Origin of the sequence: Flavobacterium sp. CF136, assembly GCF_000282055.1 — a bacterium.
In the GTDB taxonomy this organism is placed as follows: Bacteria; Bacteroidota; Bacteroidia; order Flavobacteriales; family Flavobacteriaceae; genus Flavobacterium.
The window spans coordinates 14,793-30,605 of record NZ_AKJZ01000006.1; the positions used below are offsets into that span (position 1 = coordinate 14,793).

Annotated in this window: 13 protein-coding genes; 10 read left to right on the forward strand and 3 right to left on the reverse strand. The window is 34.1% G+C overall.

Features of this window, described 5'->3' with window-relative positions; all coding sequences use genetic code 11:
* The first annotated feature begins 3 nt into the window (after window positions 1–3).
* The 7 genes from PMI10_RS00740 to PMI10_RS00770 all read left to right on the forward strand — a co-directional run bounded on the left by PMI10_RS00740 (window position 4) and on the right by PMI10_RS00770 (window position 10,172).
* Window positions 4–741 carry a carbon-nitrogen hydrolase family protein gene (locus PMI10_RS00740; RefSeq protein WP_007803381.1) on the forward strand — a complete coding sequence of 246 codons (738 nt, stop codon included), beginning with the start codon at window positions 4–6 and terminating at the stop codon, window positions 739–741.
* Between the two features lie 68 nt (window positions 742–809).
* Entirely contained in the window at window positions 810–1,571 is a 762-nt protein-coding gene (gene trpA, locus PMI10_RS00745; RefSeq protein ID WP_007803382.1) for a tryptophan synthase subunit alpha, read from the forward strand.
* A gap of 211 nt (window positions 1,572–1,782) precedes the next feature.
* Complete coding sequence (locus PMI10_RS00750; protein WP_007803384.1) at window positions 1,783–5,277, forward strand: alpha-L-rhamnosidase; 3,495 nt, start codon at window positions 1,783–1,785, stop codon at window positions 5,275–5,277.
* Between the two features lie 267 nt (window positions 5,278–5,544).
* Window positions 5,545–6,177, forward strand: coding sequence for a TetR/AcrR family transcriptional regulator (locus tag PMI10_RS00755; RefSeq protein WP_007803386.1), 633 nt, complete (start codon window positions 5,545–5,547; stop codon window positions 6,175–6,177).
* Window positions 6,167–7,492 (forward strand): TolC family protein, encoded by a 1,326-nt coding sequence (locus PMI10_RS00760; protein WP_007803388.1) that lies wholly within the window; start codon window positions 6,167–6,169, stop codon window positions 7,490–7,492. The genes PMI10_RS00755 and PMI10_RS00760 overlap by 11 nt, the downstream gene beginning before the upstream one ends.
* Window positions 7,493–7,504: 12 nt before the next feature.
* Complete coding sequence (locus PMI10_RS00765; RefSeq protein WP_007803390.1) at window positions 7,505–8,584, forward strand: HlyD family secretion protein; 1,080 nt, start codon at window positions 7,505–7,507, stop codon at window positions 8,582–8,584.
* A 1-nt stretch (window position 8,585) separates the two neighbouring features.
* Window positions 8,586–10,172, forward strand: coding sequence for an MDR family MFS transporter (locus PMI10_RS00770; RefSeq protein WP_007803392.1), 1,587 nt, complete (start codon window positions 8,586–8,588; stop codon window positions 10,170–10,172).
* Between the two features lie 181 nt (window positions 10,173–10,353).
* Here the strand turns inward: PMI10_RS00770 and yaaA are convergent, their stop codons facing one another.
* Entirely contained in the window at window positions 10,354–11,112 is a 759-nt protein-coding gene (gene yaaA / locus PMI10_RS00775) for a peroxide stress protein YaaA (protein WP_007803394.1), read from the reverse strand.
* A 328-nt stretch (window positions 11,113–11,440) separates the two neighbouring features.
* Here yaaA and PMI10_RS00780 point away from each other — a divergent pair, with 328 nt between their 5' ends.
* From PMI10_RS00780 to PMI10_RS00790, 3 genes are all read left to right on the forward strand, one after another.
* The gene (locus tag PMI10_RS00780; RefSeq protein ID WP_007803396.1) at window positions 11,441–12,889 is read left to right on the forward strand and encodes a CCA tRNA nucleotidyltransferase; all 1,449 of its coding nucleotides are present in this window, start codon (window positions 11,441–11,443) and stop codon (window positions 12,887–12,889) included.
* An 83-nt stretch (window positions 12,890–12,972) separates the two neighbouring features.
* Window positions 12,973–13,998: a COX15/CtaA family protein gene (locus PMI10_RS00785; protein ID WP_007803397.1), complete on the forward strand. Its 1,026-nt coding sequence runs from the start codon at window positions 12,973–12,975 to the stop codon at window positions 13,996–13,998.
* A gap of 113 nt (window positions 13,999–14,111) precedes the next feature.
* The gene (locus PMI10_RS00790) at window positions 14,112–14,633 is read left to right on the forward strand and encodes a hypothetical protein (RefSeq protein ID WP_007803399.1); all 522 of its coding nucleotides are present in this window, start codon (window positions 14,112–14,114) and stop codon (window positions 14,631–14,633) included.
* A gap of 2 nt (window positions 14,634–14,635) precedes the next feature.
* On the opposite strand, the gene PMI10_RS00795 is transcribed toward PMI10_RS00790, so the two are convergent.
* Together PMI10_RS00795 and PMI10_RS00800 are read right to left on the reverse strand one after the other, a co-directional pair.
* On the reverse strand, window positions 14,636–15,403 hold the full coding sequence (locus tag PMI10_RS00795) for a LytR/AlgR family response regulator transcription factor (protein WP_007803402.1): 768 nt from the start codon (window positions 15,401–15,403) through the stop codon (window positions 14,636–14,638).
* Between the two features lie 35 nt (window positions 15,404–15,438).
* Complete coding sequence (locus PMI10_RS00800; RefSeq protein WP_007803404.1) at window positions 15,439–15,807, reverse strand: 2TM domain-containing protein; 369 nt, start codon at window positions 15,805–15,807, stop codon at window positions 15,439–15,441.
* Window positions 15,808–15,813 lie beyond the last annotated feature (6 nt).

A 15,813-nucleotide genomic window follows, 5' to 3' on the forward strand; every position in this document is an offset into this window, starting at 1 on the left:
TAAATGATTTTAGCAGCAGCGCAAACTAAACCAGTTCGAGGAAATATTGAAGCTAATTTATTAGATCACTATCGCCTTATAGAAATAGCTGTGCAAAATGGAGTACAACTAATTGCATTTCCTGAGTTATCGATTACAGGTTACGAAAGAGAAAATGCGCAAAAATTGGCTTTTAAAAAAGACGATTCGAGATTGGATCAGTTGCAACAACTATCCGTTGAGAATAATATTATCATTATTGCCGGTGCTCCAATTCAAACCGAATCAGAATTGTTTATTGGTGAGTTTATTATTTTTCCTGATAATTCGGTTTCTATTTATACCAAGCAATTTTTACATGAAGGCGAAGATGAGTTTTATCAATCTTCATTTGATTATAATCCGATGATTACAATCGAAAATCAGAAAATTTCGTTTGCCATTTGCGCTGATATCGACAATCCTTTGCATCCTGAAAATGCTTCTAAAAAAGAAACTTCGATTTATATTGCCAGTATTTTCTTTTCTCCAAATGGAATTCCAAATGCATACAGGGATTTACAAAATTACGCTCAGAAGCATAAAATGAATGTCTTAATGTCAAATTTCAGCGGTGAATCCTGGGGATATCCTTCGGGAGGAAAAAGTGCTTTCTGGAATAACAAAGGAGAACTTGTAGCACAAATGAATGATTCAGATTCAGGGCTTTTATTAATCGAAAATCAAAATGATAATTGGACAAGTCAGATTATCATTAATTAAATATAAATCAAACATAAACATCTGCAGGTTTTTGGAAACCTCGCGGGAATAAATAAAAAGACATTAAAATGAACAGAATAACCCAAAAATTACAAGAAGATAAAAAGATACTTTCTATTTATTTTTCGGCTGGATATCCTAATTTAAATGATACCGTACAGATTATTCAGGATTTAGAAAAAAATGGTGTTGACCTAATCGAAATTGGTTTGCCTTTCAGCGATCCTTTGGCCGATGGACCAACAATTCAGGCAAGTTCAACAAAGGCTTTGCATAACGGAATGACAACACAGATTCTTTTTGATCAGCTGAAAAACATCCGCGAAAGCGTAAAAATTCCGTTGATTATCATGGGATATTTCAATCCGATGCTGCAATACGGGGTTGAAGAATTCTGTAAAAAATGTGCTGAAATTGGTATCGACGGATTAATCATTCCGGATCTTCCTGTTGATGTTTATGCTGAGCAATACAAAGCTATTTTCGAAAAATATGGCTTAATCAATGTATTTTTAATTACACCACAAACTTCAGACGAACGCATTCGTTTTATTGACAGCGTTTCAAATGGATTTATTTATATGGTAAGCTCGGCAAGTGTTACAGGTTCTCAGGCAGGATTCGGAAACATTCAGGAAGATTATTTCGAAAGAATTTCAAACATGAATCTTAAAAACCCTCAAATTATAGGTTTCGGAATTTCAAATAGGGAAACTTTCAGCCAGGCAACCAAATTTGCAAAAGGAGCTATTATCGGAAGCGCTTTTATCAAACATTTATCTGAAAGCGGAAGCGGAAAAATAAAGGAATTTGTTGGAGGAATTCGATAAATACTTCTTTAGTATAAAATCAAACGGCATTTAAAATTTTAGATGCCGTTTTTTTATGTTTATTTCAAATAAAAATTCATTCTTTCAATACTAATGAAATTTTGTATATTTTTAATATTTGTTGGAATATTTTACTTTGTAAATGATCGAATAAAAAGTTTAAAATTTCGCAAAGAATAAAAACCAAAATAATTAAGTAATATTTTAAATAATGACACGAATAAATTATTTGTTTGCTACAATACTTTTAATTAGTCTCTTTACAACTTCGTTCTCGAAAGCATCCGGAATAGAGATTATTAATCTTCGATCAGAGTACACTGAAACTCCTCTGGGAATAGATGTTACAAACCCACGCTTTAGCTGGCAGATGACTTCTGAAAAAGCCGGTTGTTACCAAACAGCCTATCAGATTATTGTAGTTGATGAAAACCGCCAGAAAGTATGGGACAGTGGCAAAAAACAAAGTGACATTTCACTTAATATAAAATATGCCGGGACTCCGTTAAAACCTTCTTTGCGTTACAACTGGCAAGTTTTCGTCTGGGATCAGGATCACAAAAAGCACGAGGCACAATCATTTTTTGAAACAGGCTTAATGAATTCCGACCCTGCATTATCAGCTTGGGATGGAGCCAAATGGATTGGTACTGAAGATAATGACATGATACTTTATTCTGACTATCTGCCTGTATTTAAAATAAACTATACGCTACGGTTAGATAAAACTTCGGGCAGTACAAAAGCTGGTTTTATATTCGGAGCAAACGATAACCGTTTAATGGATAAAAATAAAAACCTTTTTAAGCTCAATAATCCCAAGGACAGTTCCTATATTTTAATTGAATTGGATATTGCTCCGCTTGCTACAGATAAAACAGCTAAACTGAATGTTTACCGAAGTGGTTATGCACCAGAAGATAAAAGAAATATTGCTTTTAAAAGTTTCACTGTTCCCAACTCCATAATAAATAAACAAAACCAATACGAAAATCATAAGTTTTATATCTCAACTGTATTAGGAGATACCAAAATTTATATAGATGGCGAAGGAAAAGATAATTTTATTGGAGATCTGAATCTTAATCCATTAGGTAAGGGAGGTGACCACATTGCATATCCGGTCGTTGCAAGTATTGGTTTTAGTGTGGATAAGAAACAAATTGCCTATTTCTCAGATGTCCAGATTCGAAATTTCCGTAATCCTTCAAATGTACTATATTCAGAATATGCAAATCCATATAAGATAGAAGGAAAAGAATCTGGTTTGCAGGTTTTAACAAACCCAACCAGAAACTCGATGCCAATGCTGCGTTCTGCTTTCTCAACAAAAGGTTCTAAAATTGCCAAAGCCCGCCTGTATGTAACGTCACGAGGAATATATGAGATGTACATAAACGGGCAACGTGTTGGCAACGATTATTTTAATCCGGGTTCAACGCAGTACAACAAAACACTACTATATCAGACATATGATGTTTCAGACTATTTAACCAATGGAAATAATGTAATTGGCGCCCTATTAGGTGAAGGCTGGTGGAGCGGCGGGAGTACATTTATGGGGGATTACTGGAACTTTTTTGGCGACAAACAATCTATTCTTGCTAAACTGGTAATCACATATACAAATGGTGAAAAAGAAATAATCTCTACCAATCCTTCAACATGGAAATATTTTAATGATGGTCCATTGGTTTACAGTAGTTTTTTTCAGGGAGAAGTATATAATGCTGCTAAAGATACACTTATAAAAAACTGGAACACTGCCTCTTATAATGATACTACATGGAAAGAATGCAAAGAAATTCCACTTGAAGGACATATAAACACTGACAAGCCATCGGACAAAATACTCGATGTAAGCGATTTTAGCAGCATGCAGCTCATTGGACAATTCGGTACGACAGTAAAGAAGATAAAAGAACTAAAAGCACTTTCCGTTGAAGAAATTCGTCCGGGAGTATTTGTTTATGACATGGGACAAAACATGGCCGGTGTTCCAAAAATCAGCCTGAAAGATATGGAATCCGGCAAAAGGATAATCCTTCGGTTTGCCGAAGTAAAATACTCCGATTTACCCGAATATAAAGACAATACCGGCATGATTATGCTCGAAAATATCCGTGCAGCCATGGCTCAGGATATTTATATTACCAAAGGCGGAGACGAAATAATAAATCCACGGTTTACCTATCATGGCTTCAGATATGTTGAAATAACCGGAATAGAAAAACCTTTGCCTTTGGATGCGGTTAAAGGCGATGTTTTAAGTTCAATTCACGATCTCTCATCAAAATATGAAACATCAAACCCTAAAGTAAATAAATTGTGGGAAAATATAGTGTGGTCATCCTACGCTAATTTTATGTCTATTCCTACCGATTGTCCACAACGAAACGAGCGCTTAGGCTGGAGCGGAGATATCTCCGTTTTTTCCCGGACGGCAACTTATTTAGCAAATCTGCCTCAGTTTTTAAGAAGACACATGCGTGCGATGAGGGATGTTCAGCGTGAAGACGGACGTTTTCCGGACGTAGCTCCGCTGGGAGTCGGTTTTGGTGAAACCATGTGGGGCAGCGCCGGTATAACAGTTGCATGGGAAAGCTATCAACAATATAATGATACAGATTTACTGTCTGAACATTATGATGCTATGAAAAACTATATGGAGTATCTCATTCGTGATATTGATACCAAAACAGGTGTCTTTAAAGAAAAAGAAAGGGATATGTGGTCCAGCCTTGGCGATTGGTTAAGCCTCGAAGATTCCAAAAATGAAAAGTCACTGTTTTGGGAATCCTATTTTATTTTCGATTTAGATATTATGACTAAAATAGCATTAGTTCTCGATAAAAAAGATGATGCCAAACAATTTTCAGAGTTAAGTAAGAAAAGAAAAGAATTCTTTAACAAAACATACATCGACAGCCAAACAGGGAAAACAGTATTCCGCGGAAAAATTATTGACACTCAAACATCCTATGTATTGCCATTGGCATTCAATATGTTTAATGAAACAAACAAAACCATTGCACTGAAAAATTTTGCAAATACCATTACACGCAGTAATATAACCGACCAGAAAGTGGAATGTCCGCCATATTCACTCATGACCGGTTTCATTGGCACAGCATGGATCAGCAAAGCATTGTCTGACAATGGATATTCTGATCTGTCCTATAACTTACTTCAACAAACCTCTTATCCATCATGGTTGTATCCTATTGATCAGGGTGCAACTACAATTTGGGAGCGCTTAAATTCATTTACCCACATTGCCGGATTTGGAAGCAATAACAATATGAACTCTTTCAATCATTATTCATTTGGGGCAATTGGAGCATGGATGTATACGCATTCGCTTGGAATAGCCCGGGATGAGAACTCTCCGGGTTTTAAGCATTTTATTTTACAGCCTGAACCCGACCCAACTGATAAAATGACCTTCGCAAAAGGATATTATGATTCAATGTACGGACGTATTGAAAGTAGTTGGAAAACAGAGGATAACAAATATGTATATCATTTTGCAATTCCGGCAAATACAACTGTGACACTTATGCTGAATGCCCCGTCTGTTACTTATATACAAACCAAAGAAAAAGCATTATCTTCAATATCTGGAGTTAAATATACGGGTACAGAGAACAAAAAATATATTTTTGAATTACAGTCCGGAATCTATGAAATTACTGTTAAAAAATAACTCATACAATCTGCATTTTGTCCTAAACCTTCACATACTTCTATAAATTAATGGGGGTTACAATATTTCTGTTACTATTACTGTTATTATTAGTGCTGATGTAACTACTTTGACTGACATATACGATAACACGTCATAAAACAGATGCAAAAAAATTTAAGTCATTTTATCACATCTATTTTATGTTAATATTACGTTAAAATAAAATTAAACAAGCGTTTAAATTAAACACTTGTTTAATTTTGCCTTCGATAAGTAAATATTATTATGTCAAAAAACGTTGAATTAAACGATAAAAAAATTCAGATTTTGGAAGTAGCTGAAAAGCTTTTTTCAGAAAAAGGGTTTGAAGGCACATCAATACGGGATATCTCAAAAGAGGCAAAAATTAATATTGCCATGGTTTCGTATTATTTTGGGTCGAAAGAAAGATTGCTTGAGTCTTTAATTCTCTACAAAACTTCTGACTTAAAAGTACTGCTCGAAAATTTATCAGCGGAAAACCTTGAGCCTCTTGATAAAGTCAATAAATTAATCGAAATTTACATTCACAGAATTAATTGCAACAGAGGCATTTATAGGGTTTTACACTTTGAACTTACTTCAAAAAAGAGAGAACAGAGCCTGGAGGCTTTCACAGAACTAAAAAAAGGAAACTTAAAATTGCTTGAAACTATTATTCAGGAAGGTCAGTCAAAAGGTATTTTTAGAAAAGATGTGATTATTCCGTTGATAACACCAACAATAATGGGAACTTTTTTTCATTTTCACATGAATAAACCCTTTTTTGAAGAACTTCTAAATTTAAATACTGAAACGTTATATAACGATTATATTAAAAACAGTCTTACAAAGCACATTCAACAAACTATAAAAGCGCTACTTGTTTATGAAAATTAGTCAATTAATGCTCTTTGGAATTTTCTTTATCGGAATTTCATCAGCAGAAGCACAAGAAAAAACAAGTTTAACCTTAGGTGAAGCCGTAAAAATGGCCTGGGAAAAAAGTAACGAAGTTACACTTGCCAACACTAAGGTAAACTCAAAAAAGTACGAATTACAAACAGTTAAAAACAGTCAATATCCTGATTTTAAATTATCAGGCCAATACCAACGCATAACGGAGCCTAATCTCGATTTAAAAGTAGCTTTAGGTGATGGTTCCGGAACTCCGGTTTCTCCAGATCGCTTACTATTAGGTCAGGCTACGGCAAGTCTTCCTCTTTTTGCTGGTTTCAAAATACAAAACAATATCAAATTATACGATAATTTATATCAGGCCGAAACTGCAAATGCTTCTAAAACAAAAGAAGATATTGCAATGCGCGTTATCAATTATTATGCTGAATTATATAAAGCACAAAAAACAATTGAACTGCTTAATGAAAATCAAAAACAGGCACAACAGCGTGTTACCGATTTTACTGAATTAGAAAAAAACGGCATTATTCCAAGAAATGACTTATTGAAATCACAACTGCTGGTTTCAAGAACCCAGGTTTCTATTGATGAGGCAAAAAAGAATGAGAGTATTTTAAATTACTATTTAATTACGCTTTTAAAACTTCCTGCAGGTACAAAATTACAAGTTAATGAAAATGATTTCTTTGCTTTAAAAACAGATCAGGCTCCAATGTCAGATCAGGCAGCATTAGAGAACAGAAAAGATTTAGAAGCTATTCGTTTTCAGGGAAAAGCAAGTGAAGCTAATATAAAAATAGCACGAGCAGGATATTATCCTTCAGTTGTTTTACTGGGTGGCTATACTGCTTTAGACCTAAAAGACATTGTAACAGTCACAAATGCTATGAATTTCGGTATTGGTTTATCATATGATTTATCAGGAATCCTTAAAAACAGTGCTTCGGTTAAAGCTGCCGAGAGCAGGTCATTAGAGGCAAAAACGTCTGAAGCAATACTAACAGACCGCATAAAAATTGAAGTACAGCAAGCAATTGAAGATTATCACTTATCTATTAATCAAAGTGTAGTTTATGCTGAAGCAGTTGATCAGGCTACAGAAAACTACCGACTTGTAAAAGATAAATTTGATAACGGATTGGCAGACACTAATGATTTAGTAGAAGCTGATGTAGAAAATTTAGGTGCTAAAATAAATACAGCTTTATCAAAAGCAACTATTATTCAAAAATACTACGAATTACTTTCGGTGTCAGGACAATTATCACAATCATTCAATCTTTCTAAAATATAATCGATAGCTCTCATGGAAAAGAAAAAAACAAATACTAAATTCATCATTATACTAACCGTTTTGGTTTTAGTGGGCGGAACTTACGGAATAACAAAATACATGCACTCTTTATCTCACGAAGAAACGGATGATGCTCAAATCGAGAAAAAAATGAATCCGATTATCCCAAGAGTATCCGGATATATTAGTAAAGTGTATGTGAAAGATAATGATTTTGTAAAAAAAGGAGATACTTTGTTTACAATTGACAAGAGAGATTATCAATTAAAAATTGATGAGGCAAATGCTGCTTTGTTAGGTGCGGAAGGTCAATACGAAGCTGCAAAAGCTGATATTGGAAGTGCTTACGCAAATATTTCTGTTTCTGATGCAAATATGAGATCTGCCAGCGGTTCTATCGAAACTGCTAAAATCAGACTGAGACAAATAACAAGTGATTACAACCGTTATAATAATTTGTATAAAACACATACTATTACCAAACAACAGTACGAACAGGCTTTGGCTGCAAAAGATGAAGCAGAAAGTCAGGTACGTGTTTTAGAGCAACAACAAAGAGCAAGTTCTTACCAAAAATCGGTTATTGAGTCTAAATCAAAAGCTTCTGACAAACAAACTGAAGTTGCTGCTGCCAACATAAAAAAAGCTAAAACAATGTTGGATGTGGCAAAATTAAATCTTACTTACACAGTTGTAACTGCAGCTATCGATGGGCAGGTTTCTAAAGTTGATATCCAGCCGGGGCAATTGGTTCAGCCGGGACAATCTTTATTTTATATCATTAATAATAACGAAGCCTGGGTTGTTGCTAACTTTAAAGAAACACAATTAAACAAAATGATTGTCGGGCAAAAAGTGAGTTTAAAAGTTGACGCATATCCTAACTATGAATTTAAAGGAATTGTAACTTCATTCTCACCGGCTACAGGATCACGTTTTTCATTGTTGCCCCCTGATAATGCAACAGGAAACTTCGTAAAAACAATTCAGAGATTACCAGTAAAAATTAGTTTAGATAAATCAAACGATCCTGAGAAAGTAAAATTATTACGCCCGGGAATGAATGTTGATGTAGACGTACATTTGAAATAAAATGACAGCAGTACAAGCAGACGATGATTTAGTAGAATACGGTTACAGACGTGTCATAATTACAATTACAGCAGTACTTTGTGCATTGCTGGAAATTGTAGATACCACAATTGTAAACGTAGCGCTGACAGACATGCGAGGCAGTCTTGGTGCTACTTTGACAGATGTAGCCTGGGTTATTACAGCATACGCGATTGCGAATGTTATTGTAATACCGATGACGAGCTGGCTATCACAGCAATTTGGAAGACGTAATTATTTTGTGGCTTCTATCATAATATTTACGGTTTGTTCTTTTTTATGCGGTAACGCCAGTAATATTTGGGAATTGGTTGCTTTCAGATTTGTGCAGGGAATGGGCGGTGGTGCATTGCTTGTAACGGCTCAAACCATTATAACCGAAAGTTATCCGGTCGCAAAACGTGGTATGGCACAAGCTATCTATGGAATGGGTGTAATTGTTGGTCCAACATTAGGCCCGCCTTTGGGAGGATATTTAGTAGATAATTATTCCTGGCCATATATATTTTATATCAATATCCCGTTAGGAATTATCGCTACTATTTTGGCAATTACTTTTGTAAGAAGTCCTAAATATGGCGAAAAATTAAAAGCAAACCAAGTAGATTGGTTGGGTATTATATTATTAACAACTTTTATCGGATCGTTACAATTCGTTTTAGAACACGGACAACAAGACGACTGGTTTAATGATCCATTAATTACCACCCTAAGTGTAATCACTATTTTTGGATTATTATTATTCATTTGGAGAGAGCTTACTTATAAATATCCAATCGTAAATTTAAGCGTTTTAAAAGATGGAAACTTAAGAATTGGAACCATAATGTGTTTTATTCTTGGTTTTGGTTTATACGGATCAACATTGATTATCCCGATTTATACGCAGTCGATTTTAGGATGGACAGCGACTGATGCCGGATTATTATTGATTCCGGGTTCTATCACAACGGCGATCATGATGCCTTTTGTTGGAAATATGATTCAAAAAGGCGTACCTCAGGGTTATATGGTTGGAGTAGGATTTTTAGTTTTCTTCTTCTTTACTTTTATGATGCAAACCCGTATGACACCCGATACCGGAGTAGAACATATGTATTGGCCATTAATTTTAAGAGGAATTGGTCTTGGATTACTTTTTGTACCTATTACCACACTTTCGCTTTCTACTTTAAAAGGAAAACATATTGGTGAAGGAGCAGCTTTTACCGGAATGATGCGCCAATTGGGAGGATCATTTGGTATTGCGATTATTACCACTTTTATTACTCGTTTAAGTCAGGAACACAGAGTGAACCTGTTAACCAATTTAGATCCTGCAAAATATGATGTTCAACAACGTATTTCAGGAATACAGCACGCCTTTATGTCTAAAGGATATAGTGAAGATGTTGCGCTTAAAAAAGCATATCAGGCGATTGATTATTCCATTTTAAAACAAAGTACCGTAATGTCGTACATAGATATTTTTATGTATTTAGGAATTATGTTTTTATGTTGTATTCCGATTATCTTTTTCATCAAAAAAGGAAAAAACAAGGTTAATCCTGCTGATGCGATGCATTAGATAATTGATAATTTTATAATACGCAGAAACGCCGAATTCTAAATTGAATTCGGCGTTTATTTTAGATTTTATCTCGCTTGCCTCGAAGGGATTAAAATCCCTCCCTACAATATTGACCGAGTCTACGACTCTTCAAAACCTCTGAACCTTTACCTCTTTAAACCTTTGCCTCTCAAAAAAACTATCTCGTAAAAACCAAATGATTCCCCTTAGACAGATTTGCATCAAACTGATAACCTTCATAATCAAAACCTTTCAGGTCATCAATAGTTTCAGCATTGGTATCGATAATATAACGCACCATCATGCCTCTCGCCTTTTTAGCAAAGAAACTGATCATTTTAAGTTTACCGTCCTTGTAATCTTTAAAATCAGGAGTAATTACAGGAACCTTTAATGTTTTTACATCAACAGCCGAGAAATATTCATTACTGGCTAAGTTCACAAACAACTCCCCTTTTGACAGTTCTTTATTTAAAGCTTTTGTAACGGGTGCTTTCCAAAAATCATGTAAGTTTTTATGATCTCCAATTGGCAGTTTTGTTCCCATTTCCAAACGATACGCCTGCATTAGATCCAACGGTTTTAAAACTCCGTAAAGTCCTGATAAAATTCGAAGCTTATCCTGCAAAACATCTAATTTTTCTAACGGAATTGTATAGGCATCTAAACCAGTATAAACATCACCGTCAAAAGTATAAACTGCCGGACGGGCATTTTCAGGAGTAAAAGGTGTTTTCCATTCCTGATTTCTTTTCCAGTTTAAATCAGCTAATTTTTCAGAAATCGACATTAATTCAGCTAAATCCGCAGGTTTTTTAGGTTTTAAAGTTTTATGAACCTGACGTGCTTCTTTCAAAAAAGACGGTTCAGTATATTGGGCAGTTGGTAATTCTTTTTCAAAATTTAATGACTTCGCAGGTGATATAACAATTTTCATTTGTACATTTTTATGTGATTCAAAAATACAAATTGAATTTATAAAAATAAGCGATCTGAATTGATTTGTTTGATAGTGTTATAAATGTTTTTTTGCCACAAATTTCACTAATTATCACTAATTTTTATTTTTATAAAATTCAATTTGATTCGTGAACATTCGTGTAATTCGTGGCAGTCTTTTTTATATTTGATAAAATTCCACACTTCAAACGATGAATTTATTCAAAAAAGTGAGCGATAGATTATAAAAGGCATTTTCTATGTTGTAAATTTGCACGCATTTCATTTCCTTGAATTGAGATGTATTATTTAAAATTAGTGAATTCGTGGCTATACAGACAAACTATAAAACAGCTTTACAACATACAATCTTCGGAATTATTTCGCAGGCATCTCAGGAACTAAACGTTGACAGTTACGTTATTGGCGGTTTCGTCCGGGACTTGCTTTTAAACCGTGGCTCTAAAAAAGACATTGATGTTGTGGCAGTTGGCAGCGGTATCGAATTGGCTTTAAAAGTTTCTCAGTTACTTCCTAAAAATCCAAAAGTACAGGTTTTTAAAACCTACGGAACTGCAATGCTACGTTTTGAAGACACTGATATTGAATTTGTTGGCGCCAGAAAAGAATCTTATAATTTCGACAGCAGAAATCCTCTTGTTGAAAACGGAACTCTTGAAGATGATCAGAACCGTCGTGATTTTACCATAAATGCTCTGGCTTTATCATTAAACGAAAAAACTTTTGGAGATCTTTCTGATCCTTTTGATGGTTTGGCAGATTTAGAAAATAAAATTATCAAAACACCTTTAGATCCAAGTATAACATATTCTGATGATCCATTGCGAATGTTGCGTGCCATACGTTTTGCGACACAACTAGGTTTTGAAATCGAGAAAAATTCGCTTGACGCCATTACCAAAAATGCCGACAGAATAAATATTATTTCCGGAGAAAGAATTGTTGATGAATTAAACAAAATCCTTTCAACTGATAAGCCTTCCATCGGATTTCTACTTTTATATCAAACAGGGCTTTTAGATATTATTCTTCCTGAATTAACCGCTTTAAATCAGGTTGAAGAAATTGAAGGCCATACACATAAAAACAACTTCTATCACACGCTGGAAGTTGTCGATAATATTTGTCCGAATACGGATGATGTGTGGTTACGCTGGTCGGCTTTATTGCACGATATCGGAAAAGCACCAACAAAACGTTTTAATAAAAAACAAGGCTGGACTTTTCACGGTCATGAGTTTTTAGGCGGAAAAATGGCTAAAAAAATATTCGAACGTCTGCACATGCCATTAAATCACAAAATGAAGTTTGTGCAAAAAATGGTCATCATGAGTTCCCGTCCGATTGTTTTGGCGCAGGATCTTGTAACCGACAGTGCTGTTCGTCGTTTGGTATTTGATGCCGGCGAAGATGTTGAAAATTTAATGACTTTGTGTGAAGCCGATATTACAACCAAAAACCCATCGAAGTTTAAAAAATACCATAAGAACTTTGAAATCGTCCGCAAGAAAATTGTCGAAGTCGAAGAGCGTGATCATGTCCGTAATTTTCAACCGCCAATTTCCGGAGAAGAAATCATGGAAATATTCAATTTGAAACCTTCCCGAGAAATTGGAGTTTTAAAAGAAGCCGTTAAAGAAGCCATTTTGGAAGGCGAAATCCCTAATGAATATCAGGCTGCTTATGATTTTATAATGAAACGAGCTGAGAAATTGGGTTTAAAAAAGGTTCAAAGCAACAAAGGCACAAAGTAATAAAGGTTTTTATTGAATATTAAAATATATAAAGTTTCAAAAGACAAGTTTTCTAAACTTTGAAACTTTGCTACTCAAAAAAAATGAAAAAACATTTCCCTACAATCGCAAAAACAGCATTAGTTTTAGTTTATTTAGTAATTGTCGCTGGAGCTTTGGTTCGTATGACAGGTTCCGGAATGGGCTGCCCGGACTGGCCGAAATGTTTTGGATATTATATTCCGCCAACAGATTTAAAAGAATTGACCTGGGCACCAAATCGCGTTTTTGAAAAAGGGCAGGTAATTATTAAAGATGAAACACTTTTAGTCGCTAAAGACAATTTTACCACTCAAACAGCTTTTGATCCTTCACATTGGGAAAAATACACTAAACACGATTATGCGATTTTTAATCCGCTGCATACCTGGATTGAATATATAAACAGGCTTTGTGGTGCTTTAGCAGGAATGGCATGTTTTTTTATGGCAATTGCCTCATTCAGATTTTGGAAACAAAGCAAAAAAATCACACTACTTTCCTGGTTAGTAGTTTTTATGATGGGTTTCCAGGCCTGGTTAGGAGCTAAAGTGGTTTATTCGGTATTAAACCCAATAAAAATAACGGTCCACATGGTAATGGCTTTGATTATTGTGGCTGTAATTTTATATATTATTCAATTGGCAAGGCCAAAATTAGCTGCAGTTAGATACAATTCAACATTCAAGAATGTACTTTTATTTTCCCTTTTACTGACTTTGATTCAGGTTGCAATTGGAACACAAGTACGTCAGTTTGTAGATGAACAGGTGAAAAACGGTCTGGCTGCCAGTATTCTTTGGCTTCAGGATCCTTCAATTACATTTTATGTTCACCGCTCGTTTTCAATTTTAGTATTGTTTGTGAATTTGTATTTATATGTCAGAAATACCAAATTAGGTTTAGGTTTTTCAAAACAAAAATGGGTGCTTTCCATAATTACAATTGAAATTATAACCGGAATAGCAATGGCGTATTTTGATTTCCCAATAGGAAGTCAGGCGATACATTTGGTTTTAGCTTCTATCCTGTTCGGAATTCAGTTTTATATGATTTTAGAAGCTAAGAAACCTATCCCAGCCAACTCTTAATTCTTTTATTACTTATATATTACAGAAAAGGTTTAGAACCAATAAAAATAGGTAATTGAGTTATTATTTTATCTTTGGATTACTTTTTAAAAATAAATTAAAAAACATATTTTATGAAAAAAATTATATTTTCATTTTTTCTATTTTGTACATGTCTTGCTTATACACAAAAAAATGCCAATCCTCTTGTTATTTTAGATGCAAAAAATATTGGCTACATGAGTGGTGATGCTGGAAAAATATTAGAACCTTTAAATCCAGACACTATTTCAACACTTATAGTTTATAAAGATTCAATATCTAAAAATAAATACAATTCTAACAGTGGAGTAATTGTTATTACAACAAAAGCGTTTATTTTAGATAGTTTCTATAAAAACTTCATATCAAATTCAAATTTGAAGTCAAACATCAAAACACCCGATGATTTGTTAAAAATTGGTGTTGTTACTGGCAATCCTGATAGTAAAAATCAGCCTTACGATGAATTAATAAAATATATTGATACCAATGCAAGAGCTGAAAAAGTAAAAAAAATTGCAGGTATATTTTTTATAAAACCATCTGATGCAAAAAAAATAAATTCGAAATGGGAATTTGGTGCTATTGAAATTACTCCAGAAAAAGAATTTTAATTTTATCCCAGCCAACTCTTAAAATCCTGAACTTTTTCACGGCTCACTATTACCTCATCTTCTTTGTAAGTTGGTAAAATAACCTTTAGACGAGAATTGGTATATACCTGAATTTCTTTTATCGCCTGAAGCGGAACTATAAATTTTCTGCTTACGCGAAAGAAATCCTTCATATCCAGTTCTTGTTCCAGAATCTCTAAAGTTGAGTCAATCAAATAGTTTCTGTTATCGAAAGTATGAATGTAAGTTCCTTTATTTTCACTGAAAAAACATTCTATTTCATCAGTAGTAATCACTTTTAAATGTTGCCCGATTTTAACCGTAAATCGTTTTTTATAATTTTTCTCAAAAGGATTTGACAACATTTTTCTGATTTGCTCAAAATCAAGCTGAAGATTACTGTTTTCAGATTCCGGTTTAGGTAAACGTGATTTAAATTTTGTAACCGCTACATCTAAATCATCTTCGTCGATAGGTTTTAAAAGATAATCAATGCTATTTAGTTTAAAGGCTTTTAAGGCATATTCATCATAGGCCGTTGTAAAAATAATGGCGCTTTTAATATCTATTTTTTCGAAAATTTCAAATGACAAACCGTCAGACAATTGTATATCCAAAAATATTAAATCAGGATGTTGGTTATTGGCAAACCAAGCTATTGATTCTTCTACAGAATGCAGCATGGTTTCTACTGCAATATTTAGCTTTTCAAGCTTTCGCTGCAACAATCTCGCTGCCGGCTTTTCGTCTTCGATAATTAATGTGGTCATTTAATAGAATGCAAAAATTTAAAAATAGTTTAAAATTACTGCCATTTATTGGTATTCGCCTGCTCTTTGTTCATATATTTTTGGATTTTCTTTTGCTCCCAGTCCCCGCTGAAAAATAAGTCCGGTCCAAACACGGTAAACGCGTGAATCAATAAAGCTATACCCCAATACAATGCCGTAGAATAGGTATGCCAATCCAGCAAGCCATCCTCTTGAAATCTGCTTCCAATAAAATCTTTATTCAGATTTGAAATGATAATAATAACGTTAACGATAATATAAACCTTCAGATGTGAGTAAAAACCTTTAATCTTTTTTACTTTTCTATAAGCAATTTCAAAGCTTTCATTATTCTTAAATTCCTGTGCGTACTCTTCGTACATACGTCTTCTGTAACGTCCCATTTTATT

Coding starts and splice junctions, on each gene's coding strand:
- PMI10_RS00790 (WP_007803399.1), top strand. CDS start 14,112: ATGAAAAAAATTATATTTTCATTTTTTCTATTTTGTACATGTCTTGCT.
- PMI10_RS00785 (WP_007803397.1), top strand. CDS start 12,973: ATGAAAAAACATTTCCCTACAATCGCAAAAACAGCATTAGTTTTAGTT.
- PMI10_RS00770 (WP_007803392.1), top strand. CDS start 8,586: ATGACAGCAGTACAAGCAGACGATGATTTAGTAGAATACGGTTACAGA.
- PMI10_RS00795 (WP_007803402.1), bottom strand. CDS start 15,403: ATGACCACATTAATTATCGAAGACGAAAAGCCGGCAGCGAGATTGTTG.
- PMI10_RS00765 (WP_007803390.1), top strand. CDS start 7,505: ATGGAAAAGAAAAAAACAAATACTAAATTCATCATTATACTAACCGTT.
- trpA (WP_007803382.1), top strand. CDS start 810: ATGAACAGAATAACCCAAAAATTACAAGAAGATAAAAAGATACTTTCT.
- yaaA (WP_007803394.1), bottom strand. CDS start 11,112: ATGAAAATTGTTATATCACCTGCGAAGTCATTAAATTTTGAAAAAGAA.
- PMI10_RS00800 (WP_007803404.1), bottom strand. CDS start 15,807: ATGGGACGTTACAGAAGACGTATGTACGAAGAGTACGCACAGGAATTT.
- PMI10_RS00755 (WP_007803386.1), top strand. CDS start 5,545: ATGTCAAAAAACGTTGAATTAAACGATAAAAAAATTCAGATTTTGGAA.
- PMI10_RS00740 (WP_007803381.1), top strand. CDS start 4: ATGATTTTAGCAGCAGCGCAAACTAAACCAGTTCGAGGAAATATTGAA.
- PMI10_RS00760 (WP_007803388.1), top strand. CDS start 6,167: ATGAAAATTAGTCAATTAATGCTCTTTGGAATTTTCTTTATCGGAATT.
- PMI10_RS00750 (WP_007803384.1), top strand. CDS start 1,783: ATGACACGAATAAATTATTTGTTTGCTACAATACTTTTAATTAGTCTC.